Raw genomic sequence first — 20,764 nt, 5'->3', positions numbered from 1 at the left:
GCATCACAGCAGACCGAAGCCCGCGAGCGCCGCCTTCACCTGCGCGATCGACGGCGGCTGCCCCGCCGTGCCGAGATTGACGACGTTCGGCGACCAGTAGCCGCCGGTGCGCCAGGCCGTTGCGAAATTGTACAGTTCGACCGTCGGACGCTTGAGCGCGGCCGCGATGTGAACCAGACCTGTATCAACCCCGACGGTCGCGGCCGCGCCGTCGATCAGGCCGACGACGGCGGGCAGCGACAGCTTCGGCGGCACGATCGCCGCCGCGCCGAACTCCTTCGCGAGCCGCTCGCTGGTCGCGCGCTCGGCATCGTTGCCCCACGGCAGCACGAGCGACGCGCCGCGCCGCACGAGCGCCTGGCCGAGCTCGATCCACGCGGCGTCCGGCCACTGCTTGTCGGCACGCGACGTCGCGTGCACGAACACCACGTACGGCACCGGGAGGTTCAGGCCGAGCGCCGCGACCGCGAGCGCCGCCGCGCGCGTATCGAGGCCGAAATCGACCGGATCGGCCGGCGTCGGCGCCGGGTCGCCCAACGCGGCCGCGACCAGCTGGCGCGAGCGCTCGACCACGTGCGTGCGCGGCGCGATCGGCACGCGCTGGCGATAGAAGAAGCGCACCGGCCATTCGTAGCCGGCGCCGTCGGTGCGGTTGCCGAGGCCGGCGAGCGGGCCGCGCGCCCAGCTCGCGACCCAGGCCGTCTTGATCAGACCCTGGCAGTCGATCACGAGGTCGTACTGCTCGGCCACGAGCCGCTTGCGGAACGCGCGGATCTCGCGCCACGTCGTGGCCGAGAACGGCTTCTTGCGCCAGCGGCGCAGCGAGAACGGCAGCACGTTGCGCACGCCGTCGACGAGCCGCACGAGGTCGACGAAGCTCTCCTCGACGAGCCAGTCGATCTGCGCATCGGGGTGGCGGCGCCGGATATCGGCGATCACCGGCATGTTGTGCACGACGTCGCCCAGCGACGACACGCGCACGATCAGGATCTTTTGCACGCTGAAAAAACGCCGGCGGATAGCCGGCGACAGGCATAAAGACGCGATTTTATCGCGCCCGGGACGTCAGACAGACAAAAAGCGGCCGCACGTGTGAGCGTGCGCCGCTTTTCGGGGATGGCGCGACGGCCCGTTCGAGCGTCGCGCCGGCGGCGGCCCGCAGGCCGCCGGGGTTCAGAACGGCAGCTTGACGTCCGGCTTCGCGGCCGTCAGCACGCGGCGGAAGTCCTCCTGAATGCGCTTGAGCCCTTCCTTGGTCTCCGATTCGAACCGCATCACGACGACAGGCGTCGTGTTCGACGAACGCGCGAGGCCGAAACCGTCCGGATACTCGACACGCAGGCCGTCGATCGTCACGACTTCCTCGGCACCGTCGAACTTCGCCTCTTTCTGCAGCTTGTCGATCAGGCGGAAGTTCTCGCCTTCGTCGAGCCAGAGCTGCAGCTCGGGCGTGCTCATCGCGTCCGGCAAGCCGTTCAGCAGCGCGCTCGGATCGGCCGTCTTCGCGAGGATCTCCAGCAGGCGCGCGCCCGTGTAGAGGCCGTCGTCGAAGCCGTACCAGCGGTCCTTGAAGAACACGTGGCCGCTCATCTCGCCGGCGAGCGGCGCACCCGTCTCGCGCAGCTTCGCCTTCACGAGCGAATGGCCCGTCTTCCACATCAGCGGCTCGCCGCCCTTCGCCTTCACCCACTGCGCGAGATGGCGTGTGCACTTGACGTCGTAGATGATCTGCGCGCCCGGGTTGCGCGACAGCACTTCCTCCGCGAACAGCATCAGCTGGCGGTCCGGGTAGATGATCTGGCCGTCCTTCGTGACGACGCCCAGGCGGTCGCCGTCGCCGTCGAACGCGAAGCCGAGTTCGGCGTCGGTGTCCTTCAGCGCCTGGATCACGTCCTGCAGGTTTTCCGGATGCGCGGGATCGGGGTGGTGGTTCGGGAACGTGCCGTCGATGTCGGTGAAGCGCTCGACGAGTTCGCAGCCGAGCGCCTTGAACAGGCGCGTCGCGAGCGGGCCCGCGACGCCGTTGCCGGCGTCGACGACGAGCTTCAGCGGGCGCGCGAGCTTCACGTCGCCGACGATGCGCGCGATGTACTGGTCCGCGACGTCGAATTCCTCGAACGTGCCGCTGCCCGTTTCGAAGCGCTCGTCGACGATGCGGCGGTACAGCGCCTGGATCTGCTCGCCGTAGATCGCCGCGCCGCGCAGCACCATCTTGAAGCCGTTGTAGTCGGGCGGATTGTGGCTGCCCGTGACGACGATGCACGAATCGACGCGGCGTTCGCCGCCCTTCAGTGCAAGCGGCACGCTCGCCGCGAAATAGCCGACCGGCGTGGGCACCATGCCGACGTCGACGACGTCGACACCCGCCGCACGCAGGCCATCGGCGAGCGCGCCGACGAGCTCGGGCCCCGACAGGCGGCCGTCGCGCGCGACGACAACCGCGTCGCCGCCCTGGGCGCGCACTTCGCTGCCGAATGCCCGGCCGATCCCGCGCGCCGTGTCGGCGTCGAGCGTCTTGCCGACCACACCGCGAATGTCATATGCCTTGAAGATGGATTGGGAGATCATCGATTCTCTCTCGGTTGCGTGCATGGAAAATAATCTGGCCGCCTTTCGCGCGTGCCCGGCATCATACATGCGGGCCTTGCGCGACAAGGAACCGGGCGGCTGGTGCGGCCGCGATCCAACTTATAATCCCGGGTTTTGATGACGCGCATTCTGTCCATTTTAATGCCTAGCCGTTCCGCCGCCGCCAACCTCCCGCCTCCCGGCGCCCTGCCGGCCGCCTCCAGCGCGTGCGGCCGCCCCGCATGCTGAAGCGATTCGGCAATCCGGACGTCGCGAAGGCCGTCGCGAATCTCGTCTGGCTCGGGCTCGAACGGCTCACGCAGATCGGCGTCGCGATCGCGATCAGTGGCCTTCTGGCCCGTTATTTCGGGCCGGACGTGTTCGGCAAATGGCAGTATGCGAATACGCTTCTCCTCGTACTGGCGCCGCTCACCTGGGTGTGCGGCGCCGAAATCCTGGTTCCGACCATCGTCCAGCGCCCGCCCGCGCAACTCGGCGCGGTGCTCGGCAGCGCGTTCGCGCTGCGCATCGGCGTGTCCGCCGTCGCGCTCGTCGCGACCTGGATCGCGATCGGCGCCGGTGCGTTCGACCCGCTCGTCGGCGCGATGCTCGCGGGCCTCGCGGTCACGATGGTGTTCCGCGAGCCGTTCGTCGGCGTGATCAACGCATGGCTGCAGAGCATGACCTACAGCAAGCCGCAGCTCATGACCAGCATGGTCACTGCGCTGGCGAAGGCGCTGCTCGTCTGGCTGCTGGTGCGCGCGGCCGCCGGCCCTGCCCGCTTCGCGTGGCTGTGGGCGCTGGAGGCCGCCGCGATCGGCTTCGCGCTCGTGCTGTACTACCGCCATCGTAACGGCGGCACGCTCGGCTGGACGTTCGACAAACCGCTGTTCAGGCACTTCGCCACTGCCGGCACCGTGTTCTGGCTCGGCCTGATCTGCATGTACCTGTTCCTGAAGCTCGATCGTCTGATGCTCGAGCGTCACGTGTCGTTCTCCGACCTCGGCCGCTACGCGGCGGCCCAGCAGCTCAACGAGAACTGGATCACGCTCGCGCTGATGCTCGCGCAGACCATCGCGCCCGCGTTCGTGTACCGCGTGCAGGACGTCGCGCGGCTGCGCCGCAACATCGTCCGGCTGACCGCGATGACCGCCGGCCTGATGACGGCCGGCGCGCTGGTGCTCGACGCGGCCGCACCGCTCATCGTCGGCAAGGTGTTCGGCCACGGCTACGAGGCGTCGGTCGACATCTTCCGCTGGGCCGTCTGGCTGTCCGTGCCGGCCGGCATCGAGGCGATAGGCAATCTTATCGTTCTCAAATATCAAGCAAAATTCGTGTTGCTGGCGAAATGGGTGCTCGCGCTCGCGATCGCCGCGCTCGTCAACGTGTTCGCCATCCCCCGGCTCGGCCTGTACGGGGCGCTCGTCGGGCTGGCGGCCGGCTATGTCGCCGCCATCGCCGTTAATTTTTATTACATTCGTTTCAGGCTGCGCCCATGACGTCTCCCGCTTGCCCGCTCCCGCTCGACGACGTGGCCGTGCTGATGCCGGCCTACAACGGACACGACGACGTCGCCCGCACCCTCGCGTCGTTCAGCGAGGACGCGCCGGTGCACGTGCTGATCGTCGACGACGGCAGCACGCCGCCGATCGTCGCGCCCGCGTTGCCCGGCCTCGCCGTCGAGGTGCTGCGCATGCCGCAAAACGGCGGCATCGAGCGCGCGCTCGAGGCCGGCATCGACGCGCTCGCGGCGCGCGGCTTCCGCTATGCGGCCCGCATCGACGCCGGCGACCTCGCCGCGCCCCGGCGGCTCGCGAAGCAGCGTGCGTATCTCGATGCCCATCCGCGAGTCGCCTGCGTCGGCATGTGGACGCAGGTCGTGTCGCGCGCCGGCGAACCGCGCTTCATGCTGACGCCGCCGGCCGATCCGCGCATGCTGCGCCGCACGCGTTTCCTGCGCTCGCCGCTCGTGCACCCGTCGGTCATGCTGCGAGTCGACGCAGTGCGCGAAGTCGGCAACTACCGCGCGAAGTACCGTGCGGCTGAGGATCTCGATCTTTTTTTACGGTTAATGCAACGCTACGATTGCGCGAACCTGCCCGAGCTCGGCCTCTACTACGAGCTCAACGAGGGCGGGATCAGCGCGACCCGGCGCCGCCGCCAGCTGATCTCGACGCTGTCGCTGCTGCTGCGTCACTTCAACGCGCTGAACCCGTACGACTGGGCCGGTCTCGCCAAGAACCTGCTGCATTTCGTGACGCCGTACCGTACGCTGCAGCGGATCAAGCAGACGCTGTTCGCGGCGCGGCCGTCCGCTTAGGGTCTGTTCACGCGGTCTGTTCACGCCCGGCATTTTCGACGCTTTATTTTTTCTTTATTTTCATGTCCGCTACCTCCTCGCTGCGCATCGCGCTCGTCTGCAACACGGCCTGGGCGATCTATACGTACCGCCACGGGCTGATCCGTGCGCTCGTCGCGCGCGGCGCCGAGGTCGTCGTGATCGCGCCGCACGACCGCACGGTGCCGCTGCTCGAGCAGATGGGCTGCCGCTACGTCGCGCTCGCCGTCGCGTCGAAAGGCACGAGCCCGCGCGAGGATCTCGGCACGCTCGCCGCGCTGGTGCGCCATTACCGCGCGCTGCGGCCCGCGCTCGTGTTTCATTACACGATCAAGCCGAACATCTACGGATCGGTCGCCGCGTGGCTCGCGCGCGTGCCGTCGATCGCGGTCACCACCGGCCTCGGCTACGTGTTCATCCAGAAAAGCCGCGCGGCGAGCGTCGCGAAACGCCTGTACCGGTTCGCGTTCCGCTTCCCGCGCGAAGTCTGGTTCCTGAACCGCGACGATCTCGCGACTTTCACCGACGAGCAGTTGCTCGCGCACCCGGATCGCGCGCGGCTGCTGCACGGCGAAGGCGTCGATCTCGACCAGTTCGCGCCGGTGCCGCTGCCCGGCGGCAACGGCCCGGTGTTCATCCTGATCGGCCGGCTGCTGTGGGACAAGGGCGTGCGCGAGTACGTCGAGGCCGCGCGCGTGGTGCGTGCCCGCTACCCGGACGCGCGCTTTCAGCTGCTCGGGCCGCTCGGTGTCGACAACCCGAGCGCGATCAGCCGCGCGGACGTCGACGCGTGGGTTAGCGAAGGCGTCGTCGAGTATCTCGGCGAGGCGCACGACGTGCGCCCGCACATCGCAGCGGCCGACTGCGTCGTGCTGCCGTCGTACCGCGAGGGCGTGCCGCGCACGCTGATGGAAGCGTCCGCGATGGGCCGCCCGATCGTCGCGACCGACGTGCCGGGCTGCCGCGACGTGGTCGCCGACGGCGAAACCGGCTTCCTGTGCCGCGTACGCGACAGCGCGAGCCTCGCGGAGCAGTTGGTCCGCATGATCGAACTCGGGAGTGGCGGACGCGACGCGATGGGCGCGCGCGGCCGCCGCAAGGTGGCCGAGGAATTCGACGAGCAGCAAGTCGTCGAACGTTACCGGCAGACCATTCATACATTGACCGGCATCACACTCTGAAGGAGCGCATCAGCATGACCGCTAAAGGCACCATCCTCGTTACCGGCGGTGCGGGCTACATCGGCTCGCACACGGCCGTCGAGCTGCTCGACAACGGCTACGATGTCGTGATCGTCGACAACCTCGTCAACAGCAAGGCCGAGTCCGTGCGGCGCATCGAGAAGATCACGGGCAGGACGCCCGCGTTCCACCAGGTCGACGTGTGCGACGAAGCCGCGCTCGCGAAAGTGTTCGACGCGCATCCGATCACCGGCACGATCCATTTCGCGGCGCTCAAGGCGGTCGGCGAATCGGTCGCGAAGCCGCTCGAGTACTACCAGAACAACATCGGCGGCTTGCTGACCGTGCTCAAGGTGATGCGCGAGCGCAACGTCAGGCAGTTCGTGTTCAGCTCGTCGGCGACCGTGTACGGCGTGCCCGAGCGCTCGCCGATCGACGAATCGTTCCCGCTGTCCGCGACCAACCCGTACGGCCAGTCGAAGCTGATGGCCGAGCAGGTCCTGCGCGATCTCGAGGTCTCGGACCCGTCGTGGCGCGTTGCGACGCTGCGCTACTTCAACCCGGTCGGCGCGCATGCGAGCGGGCTGATCGGCGAGGATCCGGCCGGCATCCCGAACAACCTGATGCCGTACGTCGCGCAGGTCGCGGTCGGCAAGCTCGAGAAGCTGCGCGTGTTCGGCTCCGACTACCCGACGCCGGACGGCACCGGCGTGCGCGACTACATCCACGTCGTCGATCTCGCGAAGGGGCACATCGCCGCGCTCGACGCGCTCGCGACGCGCGACGCGAGCTTCGTCGTGAACCTCGGTACGGGCCAGGGCTACAGCGTGCTGGAAGTCGTGCGCGCGTTCGAGAAGGCGTCGGGCCGCCCGGTGCCGTACGAACTCGTCGCGCGCCGCCCGGGCGACATCGCCGAGTGCTACGCGAATCCGCAGGCCGCGGCCGACCTCATCGGCTGGCGCGCGACGCTCGGCATCGACGAGATGTGTGCCGACCACTGGAAATGGCAGGAGGCGAACCCGCGCGGTTTTGTATAATCCGCTGTCCATTTTTCGAGCGATCCCATGCTCAGCTTCGCGTCCGGCTTCATCGTCTCCCTGCTCGTCACGTTGTTCATCGTGCGTTATGCGCATCTGCACGAGAAATTCTCGATCGACAGCGACCTGGCCGGCGTGCAGAAATTCCACGTGCGGCCGGTGCCGCGCGTCGGGGGCATCGGGATCCTCGCCGGCGTCGTCGTTGCCGCGCTGGTGCTGTCCCGGCGCTACCCGACGATCTCCGGCAGCATTCTCGGGATCGTCGCGTGCGGGCTGCCGGCGTTCCTGTCAGGGCTCGTCGAGGACCTGACCAAACGCGTGTCGCCGCGCGCGCGGCTGCTGTGCACGATGGGCGCCGCCGCGCTGGCGTTCTGGCTGCTGAACATCGCGGTCACGCGCATCAGCGTGCCGCCGCTCGACTTCCTGCTCCACTACGTCGCCATTTCGGCGTTCATCACCGTGCTCGCGGTCGCGGCGCTGGCGAACGCGATCAACATCATCGACGGCTTCAACGGCCTCGCGTCGATGGTCAGCTTCATGATGTTCGCGTCGCTTGCCTACGTCGCTTTCCACGTCAACGACCCGGTCGTGATGTCCGCGTCGATCATCATGATGGGCGCCGTGCTCGGCTTCTTTCTGTGGAATTTCCCGGCCGGGCTGATCTTCCTCGGCGACGGCGGCGCGTATTTCATCGGCTTCATGCTCGCCGAACTCGCGATCATGCTGGTGATGCGCAACCGCGAAGTGTCCGCGTGGTATCCGGTGCTGCTGTTCATGTATCCGATCTTCGAGACCTGCTTCTCGATCTATCGCAAGAAGTTCATTCGCGGGATGTCGCCGGGGATTCCGGATGGCGTGCACCTGCACATGCTCGTGTACAAGCGGCTGATGCGTTGGGCTGTCGGCACCAAGCATGCGCATGATTTGACGCGGCGAAATTCGCTGACGTCGCCTTATCTTTGGCTGCTGTGCCTCGTTGCGGTGATTCCGGCGACGCTGTTCTGGCGGCACACCGTGCATCTGTTCGTTTTTGTCGTGCTGTTCGCGCTCACTTATGTGTGGCTTTATCTCAGCATCGTAAGGTTCAAGGTGCCTAGGTGGATGGTCGTGAGGAAGGAAAGACGCGGGCATTGAGGGGGTGGATGACCGGCGTGTTGCCGGTTCACGCGACGACGCGTGGCCCCGATGACGGATGAGTCGCCGTTGCCGACTGGATCAATGACGGCGCCCCGGCGACTCGACCAACGAACTGCTAGCTTCCCGCGGTATTCGAGCTCCAGCTCGGTATCCGCGCATAGATCACGATGTTTCCGTCGTCCTGCAAATACGTGGTCGCCCCCGGATTTCCACTGGTGCCGGAATACCAGAGCGGAGCACCCGCGGAACTGTAGACGACCAGATTGCCATCCCCTTGCATCGTCGCATACGCACCTGGGTGATTGTAAGTACGCGAACTCCACTGCGGCACGCCCTGGCGAAGCAGCACCAGATTCCCGTCGCCCTGCATGACGAGCACGTTCGCGCCGTTGCCTGAAGTCAGACTCTGGCCGCTGCTCAGCGTCATGCCACCGTTCCAGACGGCCGGGCCGCTCGATGAATTCGCCATGCCCGCCGCGGAAGTCGACGTGGCAAATACCGGCACGGACACGCGGTAGATCACCATGTTGCCGTCGTCCTGCACGGAGAGCCTATGGCCGAAGGTGGCGCCGTTGGTCGACGAGAACCACAATGGCTTGCCGCTCACGCTGTAGATCACGAAGTTGCCGTCGGTCTGGAACACGGCATAGGCACCGGCATTTCCGTTGGTCCCCGAATTCCACACCGCGGCGCCGTTGGCCGTGTTGTACAGCACCAGGTTGCCGTCATCCTGCATGGCCAGTCGATGACTTCCTGACGCCGAGTACACGATTTGCGACGGCCTGAGCGTCGTGCCTTCGGTGACCTCGCCGCCATAGATCGGCGAAGTCGGCACGCATATCGCGGAATGCAGCGCGCTGACGTTCGGCGTGCCCCAGCCGGTCACGAAATCCCATCCCGAACCCGCACTGTATGCACCGTTCGACCCGTTGGTGACATCGCGAAAGATCGATGGGCTTGTCGCTTGTGCGCTGTACAGCGTGGGCGCCGCGAAACCGAGGCTGGCCGCGCAGCCCCCGGACAGCATGCGCGCCCAGGTCGCGGCAAACAGCGGCGCGGACAGGCTCGTCCCGCCCACGATCTGGAGTTGTCCACCGACGACGACCTGTGCACCGCTGTACGGATCGGCGTCGAACGCGATGTCCGGCATGCCTCGGAAGAAGCGGCCCTTGAGCGCCGGCACGTTCGACTGCCACGACGGAATCGGCTCGATGCCACTGATGCCACCGCCGCTGCCGTCCCACGCGGTCTCGCCCGCGTAGCTGCCGTTCCCGTTCGTATAAAGCGATGTGCCGCCCACGGCTACCACGTAGGGGGAAGTCGCCGGGTATTGCACCGACGTGCCGTTGCAGCCGTATGCAACGCTGCCCGAATCCCCGGAACTGACCGCGAACGTCTGTCCCTGCGCGACGGCGAGCTCGAACAGCGTGTCGATGGCGGCCGTCGGCGCCCAGTTCTCGCAACCGCCGATCGACATGTTCACGACGCGCGCGGTGTTGTCGGTCACGGCCCGATTGATCGCGAGCGCCATGTTGCTCCACGCGAACGATGGCGCGACATAGAAATTGAGTTGCCTGACGCCGCCGGACATCCCGACGATGGTCTGACTATCGAGCGACCATTCGGTGTTCGCGCTGGTGTCGGCGCTTGGCGAGCCGACGTTGATCACCGAAACGGGTACGGGAGGCAACTGGTGGTTGCTTGCGAAGGTGGCCAGGTCGATGACGGGCTGCGTCACATTGCCTTCCGCAATGATGCCCACGGTGATGTTGCTTGCCGTCGGCGTACTGCCCACGGAATAGATGCCGGGAAAGTCCGTCGGACTATGCGCGACCGTCACGGCCGCGGTTGTCGGCGACGCATTCGCTTGCGGCGCCGCCGCCGAAAGCGAGGCGCGAACGAAATGCGGATGGAGGCGGGTCGCCGTATCCAGCCCCAGTACCGATTGAACGACCCCGCCGAGCGCATTGGGCAGCGTCTCCGGGGCGGTGTTGATATGGGCGCTGGTGCCGTCCGCCATCGCGACCGGCACCAGCGTCGTCTGGAACACGCCGGAGACCACGCCGGCCGGCGCGTCGGCTTCGACAATCATGTTGTTGCCGGCGACGTTGATGTTCGTGAAGCCCTTACTTTGCAGATAGGCCTTCACGGTGGCGACCTGGCCGGCGGAGGGCGTGTATCGCGCGGCGATCTGCGCGGAGGTCAGCACGGCGCCGAAACTGGCGCTGCCGGGCGTTCGCGCATCCTGCACGAAACGATGCAACGCGGCTTCGTCGTTCAGTTTGAGTACGAGCGCGACATGGATCGGCGCCGTCGCGCTCATTGGCGCCGCGCTCACCACGTTGCCCGTGGCGCGCAGTGCGGACACTTTGCCCGTCTGCGCAGCGACATTGGTAGCAGCGGCCGTCGGACTATCGTCCCCGCCGCACCCTGCAAGCGCGAACACCATGAGGGCCGCGCTCATTCCCCTTGCAATATGCTGCTTCATTGGATTGGTATGGACCGTAGATCTCGTATTTGGCTTTTCGTTCTTTTACGGCAATCGCACGGCAACCTTGAGGGAAACATAGGAAGTATTCGGCCGGTAGTCAAATGAATGCGGCCAATCGATGGGGGGAACGGGAAGGGGCCGATTCACGCGCCCGAGCGACACGGTGGCGCCACGCGCGTGCCACAGCCGATACCGGCCCGACCCGCGGCGCGGAATAAAAAAAGCGCCTCACGGGCGCTTTTGGGGGATAGCCGACGCACGCACGCGGCGGTGCGTCTACTTGCTCGAGGCCGCCCGCACATCCGGCACACTCTGGAGCACAGGAGCAACCGTCGTCTGGTATTCAGGCACCCAGCGGCGCAGGTCGCGCCGGACTTCGTCGTCGCTCAGAACCCTGTTCTGCATCAGCCACGGCAGCAATTCGTCGAGCAAGTGATCCGGCACTTCCCGCGCGCGCGCGATCCGCAGTTTGGGATGCGGCGTGCGCGTGGTCGTCTCGTCGTCCGCGAGCAATTCCTCGTAGAGCTTTTCGCCGGGTCGCAGCCCCGTGAATTCGATCCGGATCTGTCCTTCCGAAAAGCCGTACAGACGAATCAGGTCGCGCGCGAGATCGACGATCCTGACGGGCTCGCCCATGTCGAGAATGAAGATCTCACCGCCGCGACCCATGCTCGACGCCTGCAGCACGAGTTGGGACGCTTCCGGGATCGTCATGAAGAACCGCGTGATCTCGGGATGCGTGACGGTCACCGGGCCGCCCTTTGCGATCTGCTGCTGGAACTTCGGGATCACGCTGCCCGCGCTACCGAGCACGTTGCCGAACCGCACGGTCTCGAACTGCGTGCCGCCGCTCGTCTGCTGCAACGCCTGGCACGCCATCTCGGCGAGACGCTTGCTCGCGCCCATGACGTTGGTCGGGTTGACGGCCTTGTCGGTCGAGATCAGCACGAAGTGGCGAACATCGTGGCGAATCGCGGCACGCGCGACCCGATACGTGCCGAGCACGTTGTTGCGCAGCGCCTGCCACGCATTGTGCTCCTCCATCAACGGCACGTGTTTGTATGCGGCCGCATGGAACACGATGTGCGGCGCATGGCGCGACATCACCTGGTCGAGCAGCAACGAATCCTTCGCATCGCCGATGATCGGCACGACGGGCTGGTCGGGGAAGCGTTCCCGCAACTCCTCGGTAAGCCGATACATCGCGTATTCGGACAGATCGAACGCGACGATCTGCGCAGGCGCAAAACGCAGGATCTGGCGGCACAGCTCGGAGCCGATCGAACCGCCCGCGCCCGTCACCATCACGACGCGGCCACGCAGCAGCGCCTCGACGTGCGGCGTGTCGATCGTCACCGCATCGCGGCCGAGCAAATCCTCGAGGTCGATATTGCGCACCTGCGACAGGAACCCCTGTCCGGGCATCAGTGCGGTCAGCGACGGCAGCACCATCGCCTTGATGCCGGCGCGCACGCACAGCGTCGCGACGCGGCGCTGCGTTTCGACGGACGCCGACGGAATCGCGATGATCGCGTATTCGACCTTGATCGCGTCGGTCCAGTGCTTCAGGTCGTTGAACGAGCCGAGCACCTTGTAGCCGTAGATCTCGCGCCCATGCTTGGTGACGTCGTCGTCGAGCAGGCCGACCAGACGCCATTCGCCCGAACGCGACAACTCGCGCGCGAGGCTGGCGCCCGCCGTGCCGGCGCCGAGCACCAGCACGGGCTTGCCCTGTCCGACGAGGCCGCCGTACAGGTAGAACTCCTTCGTCGCGCGGTACAGCGCGCGGGCGCCGCCCATCAACAGGAACAGCATCAGCGGCGAGACGAGCAGCACCGAGCGCGGGATGATCGGTGTCGGCTGGAACATCACGGCGCCGATCATCACGATCACGCTGCCGCCGGCAACCGCCTTCGAGATCCGCATCAGGTCGGGAAGGCTCGCGAATACCCAGAGGCCGCGATACAGGCCGAACACATGGAACATCAGCGCGTAGACCGGCAGCGTCCAGACGAGCGCGGCCACCGCGCCGCCGAGAAAATCAGCCGGAATGCTGCCATTGAAACGAACGAGATAAGCGCACAACCACGACGCGACCACCGCCGTCAGGTCGAACAGGAAAGCACTCAGCGACAGCCACGATGCTTTGGATCGCAACATCGGCAGGAAACCTCAAGAGTTGTTTTCGGCGGCCGACTGAAACCGGCGCCAACGCATGTCGATCACCAACCCGATACATGCAAGGACGCCATACCATGCGACAAACAACAGCCATTGCTGCTGTTCAGGGCGGCCTTTTGCCCACACGGCGATGATTATGCCTGCGAGCATGATGAGGTACCAATAAAGAGCAGTCCGGCGGTGACCTACGCCCGAACGGACCATCCTTTGATAATAATGCTCCCGATGCGCCTGCCAGAACTTTTCTCCACGTAACAGGCGTCTCAAAAGTGTTACAGATGCATCAGCGATAAAGGGCGCGAAGACGAGTGCCGGAAACCAGATCGGCCACGCATCGGCACGCCATCCCCAGTAGCCAAGCGCGCCGGCAAGGAATCCCAACGGAATCGAGCCTGCGTCGCCGAGAAACAGGCGAGCCGGATGGAAATTGAGCAACAGGAAGCCGAGCGCCGCGCCGGCAATGGCCGCGCCGGCCACGGCGAGATCCGGTGACGGGTTCGGGCCGGTCAGCGCCGCGGCCGCGTATGCACCGAAGCCAAACAGCGCCATACCGCCCGCGAGGCCGTCGGCGCCGTCCATGAAGTTGTACAGGTTCGTCAGCCAGACCATCACGAAGCCGACGCCCGCGAGCAGCCACCAGGGCGCATCGGCCGGATAGACGACGATCAGCGCAACCACGGCCACAAGATGCGCCGAAAACCGCACGCGGGCCGGCAGCCCGCGCCGGTCGTCGATTTGCGACATCGCCGCCAGCCCGGCCGCGCCGACTGCAATCAGCCACAACGCCGGCGCAAGGGCCAGCAGGAAGACAACGCAGACCGGCACGATCCCCCATCCGCCGACGCGCGGCGTCGGCAGCGTATGGAGCGAACGATCGTTCGGAATATCGGTGGCAAGGCGCCATGCGAGGCCGGTCGCGAGCAGCGTGCGCAGGATGGCCGTCGTCGCGATGGCGGCGACCAGCGCCACCACGACCGCGTAGGGCCCTGTGGAGATCGGGAAATGCATGTGGACTATTGTTGTGTATCGCGCGAACGATACCATGCGGCGGTCGCTGCGAGGCCCTGGCGGGTCGTATAGGGCGGATGCCAGCCAAGCACGCGCCCGATCCGGCCGGTATCGAGCTGCAGACTACCGGTCAGGCGATCGATGGCCGCGCTGCGGCCCGTCAGCTTGCCGAGCACGCGCAGCAGCACCGGCGGCACCGCGACCAGCCGCGCCGGCTTGCCCAGCGCGTCTCCGACGAGGCGCAGCAGGCCCGTGACCGACGGTGCGTCGTCGTCGGCCACATGAAAGCATTCGCCGGCCGCGCGCGGATCGATCGCGCAACGCAGCAGCGCATCCGCGAGGTTTTCGACGTAGACGATGCTGCGGCGCGCCGAAACGGCGCCGAACGGCAGCGGGATCCCGCGTGCGACCGCATCCATCATCCGCAGGAAGTTGGCGCGCACGGCCGGGCCATAAACGAGCGGAGGACGAACGACGACGACGTCGAGCCCCGCCGACGCGCCGAACTGCGCGAGTTGTCGCTCCGCATGCAGTTTCGAGCGGCCGTAGGCATCCTGCGGATCGGGTTCGACCGCTTCCGACAGCGGCACACCGTCGTCGCCCTCCCCGACCGCCTTGATGCTGCTCGCGAACACGATGCGGCGTACGCCGTGATTGCGCGCCGCCTGGGCGAGCCGCAGCGTGCCGATGACGTTGGTGGCGTCGAACGCCGCATCGGGATCGGGCGACTCGTCGCGCATCACGTGCACACGGGCGGCAAGATGGATCACGCAGTCGGCGGCCAGATCGGCCGGCCACGCTTCATCCAGTTGATCGAAATCAGCAGTGCCGTGTACCCATTCGCGCACCCCATCGATGCAGCCGCCCGGTCGCCTTACCAGTGCGGTCACCGTGTGACCGGCCTGCAGCGCACGGCGGCACAGTGCACGGCCGACAAAGCCATTCGCGCCGGTGATGACGAGATGGGTCATCGCCCCCTCCGGCCGGATCGGCTGACGGTTCGACGAAGCGGCGTGAACCCGCGTGTCGCGCCGGCACGCGGCGCGGGCCGATGCACGCTGGAACGACGCGGGGAAACGGAAAGGGGAATTGACACAAACACGTCGGGATCTCGAAGACGTAAAGCATGCCGCTCGCCGGCATCTGGCGATGCATCAAGGCATGTGCTGCCGGATGCAACCCTATGGAAAGACACGTCGATGTCCGGGTTCCGTATTAGATGAAGGCGTCGCGCGGCCCGGCTCGCTCCGCTTGCGGGACAGCGGCGTCGCCGCCACGCAATACCGGCCGAAGGCCTTTGGCGGCGGCATGCCGATGGGGCCGCATCGGTGCGCGAACATTGTAACCTTGCCGATCGGCAGCAACCAAGCCTGGCCCGGCGCGCGGCCACGGGGGCCGCGAGCGCCGGACGTGTCGCCGCTCAGGCCAGCAACGCGCTCACCTCGTCGACGAGCGGCGCGAGCATGCGCTCCCAACCGTGCTCGTGCTCGACGAAGGCTCGCGCTCGCGCCGTCATCTCGACCGCCGCGGCTTCGTCGGCGACGAGCTGTTCGATCCGATCAGCGAATTCCTCCGGCGTATCCGCGATCAGCAGGTCGCGCCCGCTGTGCGCGCCCAGGCCCTCGTGGCCCAGCGACGTGGTGACCACGGGCAGCCCGAGCGCCATGTATTCGAGAATCTTGTTCTGCACACCTGCACCGATGCGCATCGGGCACACGCCGATTGCGCCGTCGGATGCGGCCTGCGCGACCGACTCGACTCGGCCCGTCACGTCGACGCCGTCATACGCGCGGAATCGTTCTGCAAGTGCGGGCGCGATGGACCCGACGATCCGGAAGCGGTAATCGGCACGCTTGCGCAGCAACGGCAGCACCGCCTCCGCGAAATAGTGGCACATGTCCTGGTTCTGCACGGTACGCATGTCGCCGATGAAAATCAGGATCCGGCTCGCCATGCTGCGTGCGGTGTACGGCAGGCCCGACAGGTCCACGCCGTTCGAGCACACCATCACCTTCTTGGCGGGCTGGCCGGGAAACAGGTAGTCGCGATCGGTCCGCGACACCAGCACCGACAGGTCGAAATCGTCGACGATCGTGCGCTCGTAGTCGAGCAGGCGCTTCGCCTCGATGCCGAACACGCGCGACTTCAGCCCCCGTGCGCGCCGCAACTGCTTCACCCGGCTGTAGTTGAGCGAAATCGCATCGGTCATTTCCAGGACGCGCGGCTTGTCCGACTTGCGGACATACTCGGCGCAGCGCACGAGATGCACGAAGGCGCCGTCGTGCGACGGCAGCAAGCGCGCCACCGCCGCCGCAAACGCGCGACTCCGGTAGTACGCCACCTGCAGCGGCGTGCGCGTGGGCAACGCCAGCAACGTATTCAAGTACGATCGCCGACGCGACAGAAAGACCCGTTCGACCCGATCGAATACGCCGTCGTCCGGCAACGCGGCGTGCATTTCGTCGTCGCTGTCGCACATGCTCAGCAGCGTCAGCGAGAATCGACGGGACAGCACACGGCAGAGATGGTAGATCCGCAGCTTGTCTCCGCCGATCACCGGATACGGAAACCGCGGCGTCAGCACCAGCAGCTTCTTCTTGTCCTGGTTCATGATAGACGCGCCCAGAAATCCTGGATCAACGGACGCACCGCCGACTCCGAGAACGTGCGTGCGCGGGCGACACCGTCGCCGATCGCGACGTCGAATCGCGCGCCGTCGTTCCATACCCTGCGAATCTGCTCGGCCATGTCGTCCACCGAAAAGGGATCGAACTGCAGGCCGCAGTCGCCGATGACCTCGGGCATCGACGTCGTATTGCTGCACGCAACCGGTGTGCCCGACGCCATCGCTTCCAGCAGCGGAATGCCGAACCCTTCGAACAACGAAGCAAAGATGAATGCGTGTGCGTGCCGATACTGCTCGCGCAGCTCGTCCCGCGAAATATAGCCGAGCAGCTCGACCGCACCCGCGAGGCCGAGCGCTGCCGCCCGCCCGAGAAAATGCGCGTGATGGTCGGACTTGATCCCGGCGATCCTGAGCGTGGCGTCATCGCCGAGCGCCGGACGCGCGATCGCGAACGCCTGCAGGAGTCGATCGACGTTCTTGCTCGGCACCTCGCCCGCGACCGTGAACAGGTACGGCCGACGTGCCGCCGCGCTCACCGGCGCGTCGAACCAGTCGTCCGAAATCATGCACGGGATGACGTGCACGTCGGCCTCGTTCAGCCCGAACGTTTCGACCAGCTCCCGTTGCGTAAACCGCGAGATGGTCAGCACGACGTCGGCCCGGCGCGCCAGCCGCGGCACCACATGGCGGCGATATACACGCCCGGCGGTCTGATACAGCGACCTCGCCGGCGGCAGCACGCTCCACGGCTGCATATAGATCAGATCGTAAATGACCGCGATCAACGGCGTGTTGCCGGTGGCGCGCAGCGGCCCGGTGTTGTACGGGCACAGCAGATAGTCCGGTTTATGCTCGCGGCACAATCGCGGCAACTCGACCTGCTCCCACCACGGGAAGAAACAGCGCCCCTGGCTGACGCACGGCCATTCGTCGGTGGTCACGCCGTCTGGCGCGAAGCCCAGTACCGACTTGCCGATCGGCGCCACCAGTTGACGGGCAAAACGCCCCATGCCGCGGTAGTTGCCGACCATCCAGGTGATGTCCACCCCCAACTTCACGCGGTGCTCCTTGAAGCGAATTGATTCATTGACGACGTGTTCCGCCCAGGACAGCTTCGTAGACCGCCAGCGTCTTCTCCGCGCAAGCCGGCCAATTCAATGCTCGCGCCCGTGCCAGCCCGGCCTCGCGAAGCGCGTCGGCCCGCCCGGGCTGCTCGACCACCATTCTCATGCCGTCGGCAATGTCACCGGTCCGGGTGGGATCGACGAGGATCGCCGCGTCGCCCGCGACTTCGGGAACGGACGTCGTGTTCGATGCAACGACCGGCAAACCCGAAGCAAAAGCTTCCACGACCGGCAACCCGAAACCCTCGCACAGCGACGCGAACACGAGCGCACTTGCCGACTGCAACAGCGCGCGCACGTCATGATCAGGCAGATACTCGAGCCAGCGAACACTACTGCTCTCGTCCGCGCGCAGGCGCGCGACGAGTTGCTCGCAGCCCCACCCGGCCCGTCCGACGATCACCAGAGGGAAATCGCGACGCAGGCCCGCAGGCAGGCTCGCATGGGCATCAACCACTCGCTCGAGATTCTTCCGCGGCTGCAGGGTCCCGATGCACAGGAAGAACTGCGTCGGCAAGCCGAGACGCTCCCGTACCGCATCGCGCTCGGCTTGCTCGATCCGTTCGAAGAACCGGGGATGGACACCCAGCGGAACCACCGAAATCCGCTCCGGTGCGATGCCGAAATGCTCGACGATTTCCTGTTTCGAGTAGTCGGAGATCGTGATCACATGGTCGGCCCAGGCGCCCGAGCGACGCAGCAGCCAACGCCGCAGTGCCGCCAGCCGGATCGTCGTCCATTCCGGATGCGACAGCGGGATCGCGTCCATCAGCGTCGCGATCACCGGTGTCGAGGACAGCTTCGGAATCAGGTGATCCGTCGCATGAAACACGTCGACGCGTTCCGCACGCAATACCGTCTCGTCGATGGACGTCCACGGCGTCACGGCACCCAGCACCGTCGCGATTTCATGCCGACCGAGATTCACTGCGGGCCGGGCGCCCGGGAATACGTCGTCCCCGACGGTCACGCCGAAACCGGCGGGGACCAGGTCGACCCCGCCTCGCGCGATCAGCGCCTGCCCCAATTCGCGTGTATACGAACCAATGCCGTCTACGCCGCCGTGCGCACGGCTTCGTGCCAGCGCCGTCGTGCCAAAACCGACCTTCACCCACGCCCTCCGCCAAACATCCAGCGTAGCGTGCTCTCCAGCGGAATATCGTCGAGCGGGCCGATGGCGGCCTGCAGCCGCGTACCGTCGCCCTGCAACCGGCGCACTTCGTTCGCGCGCACGAAAGCCGGGTTCACGCGCACCTCGATCGTGTAGCCGGCAATCTTCTCCATCATCGCGATCACCGCCTTCAGCGACACCGCACGACCGGAGCATACGTTGAACACGCCGCCGGCCGGCGCGAGCTGCAGCAAGCGTCGATAGGCATCCACCACGCGGCGCACGTCGGAGAAATCACGCTCGACGTCGATATTGCCGAGTTCGATCACGCGCTCGCCGCGCTGGAAGTGGCTGACGATCTTCGGCAGCAGGAACTGCGGCGACTGCCCGACGCCCGTGTAGTTGAACGGACGCGCGACGACGATCGGCAACTTGTCGCACCACAGGCGTGCCATGTACTCCATCGCGAGCTTGCTCACCGCGTAATCGTTCGCCGGATTGGGCTCGACCGATTCGTCGATGACTTCAACCGCCGCGTTGCCGTAGATGTTGGCACTGCTCGCCAGCAGAACCGCCTTCGGGCGGCTCTGCAGATTCGCGAGCGCGTCGAGCAGGTTGCGCGTGCCGACCACGTTGGTGCGATAGATCGCATCGGCGTCACCGTGCGCGACGAACGCGATCGCAGCGAGATGCGCGACCACGTCGGGCTGCACGTCGGCGACAACCTGTGCAAGCGCCGCGCGGTCGCACAGATCGACCCGATACATATCGGGTCCCGTCGTTTCGGAACCGTGCGTCGTGCCGAACACGCGATAGCCGGCCGCGCGCAACGACTGCGCCAGGAAGTCGCCGGTAAAGCCGCCCAGCCCTGTCACCAGGGCCCGCGGCGCGTCAGAACGAGAAGCCGAGTTCATTGCGACGCAAATCCGCTTCAACCATCATTGCGCACAGCTGCTCGAGCGTCGTCGTCGGCTCCCAGCCCAGCTTCTGCTTCGCCTTCTCCGGGTTGCCGATCAGCAGGTCGACTTCGGCCGGGCGGTGGAACTTCGGATTGACGCGCACGACCGTCTTGCCGGTCGCGACATCGACACCGATTTCATTCACGTCGCTGCCCTTGAACTCGAGATCGACACCGGTGGCCTTGAACGCCATGCGGACGAAGTCGCGGACGGTTTCCGTTCGATTCGTGGCGAGGACGTACGTGTCCGGTTCGTCGACCTGCAGCATGCGCCACATACCTTCCACGTATTCCTTCGCGAAACCCCAGTCGCGCTTCGCATCCATATTGCCCAGTTCGAGCACGTCGAGCTGACCGAGCTTGATCTTCGCGACGGAGTCCGTGATCTTTCGCGTGACGAACTCGCGGCCGCGCAGCGGCGATTCGTGATTGAACAGGATGCCGCTACAGCCAAAGATATCGTAGCTTTCGCGGTAGTTCACCGTGATCCAGTGCGCATACAGCTTGGCCACGCCATACGGGCTACGCGGATAGAACGGCGTCGATTCGATCTGCGGGATCGCCTGCACCTTGCCGAACATTTCGGACGTGCTCGCCTGGTAGAAGCGGATCTTCGGATTGACGATACGGATCGCCTCGAGCAGGTTCAGCGGACCGATACCGGTGATTTCCGCGGTGGTGACCGGCTGGTCGAAGGACACGCCGACAAAGCTTTGCGCGGCGAGGTTGTACACCTCCGTGGCGCCCGTCGTCTGCAGCAGGCGGATGCTCGACGACAGGTCCGTCAGATCGTATTCGATCAGGTGCAGGTTCGGGTGCTTGGCGATGCCAAGCTCTTCGATGCGCCAGAAGTTCACCGAGCTGGTGCGGCGATAGGTGCCGTAGACCTGATAGCCCTTCTCGAGCAGGAGCTGGGCGAGGTAGGCACCGTCTTGGCCAGTGATGCCGGTAATGAGGGAAACTTTCATAGTTTGAGAATTCATCTTAAGTTCTCTTGCAAAATC

General features: G+C 66.0%; 16 protein-coding genes. 5 read left to right on the top strand and 11 right to left on the bottom strand.

All coding sequences use genetic code 11. The features are described 5' to 3' along the window. Positions 1-3: 3 nt before the first annotated feature. Both waaC and ACP26O_RS04140 read right to left on the bottom strand, forming a co-directional pair. Entirely contained in the window at positions 4-999 is a 996-nt protein-coding gene (gene waaC, locus ACP26O_RS04145) for a lipopolysaccharide heptosyltransferase I (RefSeq protein ID WP_175664125.1), read from the bottom strand. Between the two features lie 174 nt (positions 1,000-1,173). Beyond that, a complete protein-coding gene (locus ACP26O_RS04140) occupies positions 1,174-2,568 on the bottom strand; it encodes a phosphomannomutase/phosphoglucomutase (protein ID WP_012363244.1) in 1,395 nt (464 codons plus the stop codon). Positions 2,569-2,810: 242 nt separating this feature from the next. Between ACP26O_RS04140 and ACP26O_RS04135 the strand changes: the two genes are divergently transcribed. The 5 genes from ACP26O_RS04135 (at position 2,811) to ACP26O_RS04115 (ending at position 8,258) form a co-directional block, all read left to right on the top strand. Further along, on the top strand, positions 2,811-4,067 hold the full coding sequence (locus ACP26O_RS04135) for a lipopolysaccharide biosynthesis protein (protein ID WP_175664126.1): 1,257 nt from the start codon (positions 2,811-2,813) through the stop codon (positions 4,065-4,067). Continuing rightward, the gene (locus tag ACP26O_RS04130; protein WP_175664127.1) at positions 4,064-4,888 is read left to right on the top strand and encodes a glycosyltransferase; all 825 of its coding nucleotides are present in this window, start codon (positions 4,064-4,066) and stop codon (positions 4,886-4,888) included. The genes ACP26O_RS04135 and ACP26O_RS04130 overlap by 4 nt, the downstream gene beginning before the upstream one ends. A gap of 62 nt (positions 4,889-4,950) precedes the next feature. Continuing rightward, the gene (locus ACP26O_RS04125) at positions 4,951-6,087 is read left to right on the top strand and encodes a glycosyltransferase family 4 protein (RefSeq protein WP_175660947.1); all 1,137 of its coding nucleotides are present in this window, start codon (positions 4,951-4,953) and stop codon (positions 6,085-6,087) included. A gap of 14 nt (positions 6,088-6,101) precedes the next feature. Next, positions 6,102-7,124, top strand: a complete 1,023-nt coding sequence (gene galE / locus ACP26O_RS04120) for a UDP-glucose 4-epimerase GalE (RefSeq protein ID WP_011656147.1) — start codon at positions 6,102-6,104, stop codon at positions 7,122-7,124. A 27-nt stretch (positions 7,125-7,151) separates the two neighbouring features. Further along, on the top strand, positions 7,152-8,258 hold the full coding sequence (locus ACP26O_RS04115) for an MraY family glycosyltransferase (protein ID WP_012363239.1): 1,107 nt from the start codon (positions 7,152-7,154) through the stop codon (positions 8,256-8,258). Between the two features lie 118 nt (positions 8,259-8,376). Here ACP26O_RS04115 and ACP26O_RS04110 read toward each other — a convergent pair whose 3' ends face one another. The 9 genes from ACP26O_RS04110 to gmd all read right to left on the bottom strand — a co-directional run bounded on the left by ACP26O_RS04110 (position 8,377) and on the right by gmd (position 20,728). After that, positions 8,377-10,725: a protease pro-enzyme activation domain-containing protein gene (locus ACP26O_RS04110; RefSeq protein ID WP_244098985.1), complete on the bottom strand. Its 2,349-nt coding sequence runs from the start codon at positions 10,723-10,725 to the stop codon at positions 8,377-8,379. Between the two features lie 303 nt (positions 10,726-11,028). Next, complete coding sequence (locus ACP26O_RS04105; RefSeq protein WP_175664129.1) at positions 11,029-12,912, bottom strand: polysaccharide biosynthesis protein; 1,884 nt, start codon at positions 12,910-12,912, stop codon at positions 11,029-11,031. Between the two features lie 12 nt (positions 12,913-12,924). Next, on the bottom strand, positions 12,925-13,941 hold the full coding sequence (locus tag ACP26O_RS04100) for an MraY family glycosyltransferase (RefSeq protein ID WP_175664130.1): 1,017 nt from the start codon (positions 13,939-13,941) through the stop codon (positions 12,925-12,927). 5 nt (positions 13,942-13,946) lie between these two features. Further along, a complete protein-coding gene (locus tag ACP26O_RS04095) occupies positions 13,947-14,912 on the bottom strand; it encodes a UDP-glucose 4-epimerase family protein (protein ID WP_175664131.1) in 966 nt (321 codons plus the stop codon). 449 nt (positions 14,913-15,361) lie between these two features. Then, positions 15,362-16,552, bottom strand: a complete 1,191-nt coding sequence (locus tag ACP26O_RS04090; RefSeq protein ID WP_175664132.1) for a glycosyltransferase — start codon at positions 16,550-16,552, stop codon at positions 15,362-15,364. Continuing rightward, complete coding sequence (locus tag ACP26O_RS04085; protein ID WP_175664133.1) at positions 16,549-17,625, bottom strand: glycosyltransferase family 4 protein; 1,077 nt, start codon at positions 17,623-17,625, stop codon at positions 16,549-16,551. Before ACP26O_RS04085 ends, ACP26O_RS04090 begins: the two co-directional genes overlap by 4 nt. Before the next feature lie 25 nt (positions 17,626-17,650). Then, positions 17,651-18,802 carry a glycosyltransferase family 4 protein gene (locus tag ACP26O_RS04080; protein WP_175660940.1) on the bottom strand — a complete coding sequence of 384 codons (1,152 nt, stop codon included), beginning with the start codon at positions 18,800-18,802 and terminating at the stop codon, positions 17,651-17,653. Then, positions 18,799-19,716, bottom strand: a complete 918-nt coding sequence (locus tag ACP26O_RS04075) for an NAD-dependent epimerase/dehydratase family protein (RefSeq protein ID WP_105787407.1) — start codon at positions 19,714-19,716, stop codon at positions 18,799-18,801. Before ACP26O_RS04075 ends, ACP26O_RS04080 begins: the two co-directional genes overlap by 4 nt. Next, positions 19,694-20,728: a GDP-mannose 4,6-dehydratase gene (gmd, locus tag ACP26O_RS04070; protein ID WP_126227269.1), complete on the bottom strand. Its 1,035-nt coding sequence runs from the start codon at positions 20,726-20,728 to the stop codon at positions 19,694-19,696. The genes ACP26O_RS04075 and gmd overlap by 23 nt, the downstream gene beginning before the upstream one ends. Positions 20,729-20,764 lie beyond the last annotated feature (36 nt).

It is taken from the genome of Burkholderia sp. R-40, from assembly GCF_049942845.1.
Classification (GTDB): Bacteria; Pseudomonadota; Gammaproteobacteria; order Burkholderiales; family Burkholderiaceae; genus Burkholderia; species Burkholderia ambifaria.
This window is presented reverse-complemented; position numbering and strand designations above follow the sequence as displayed.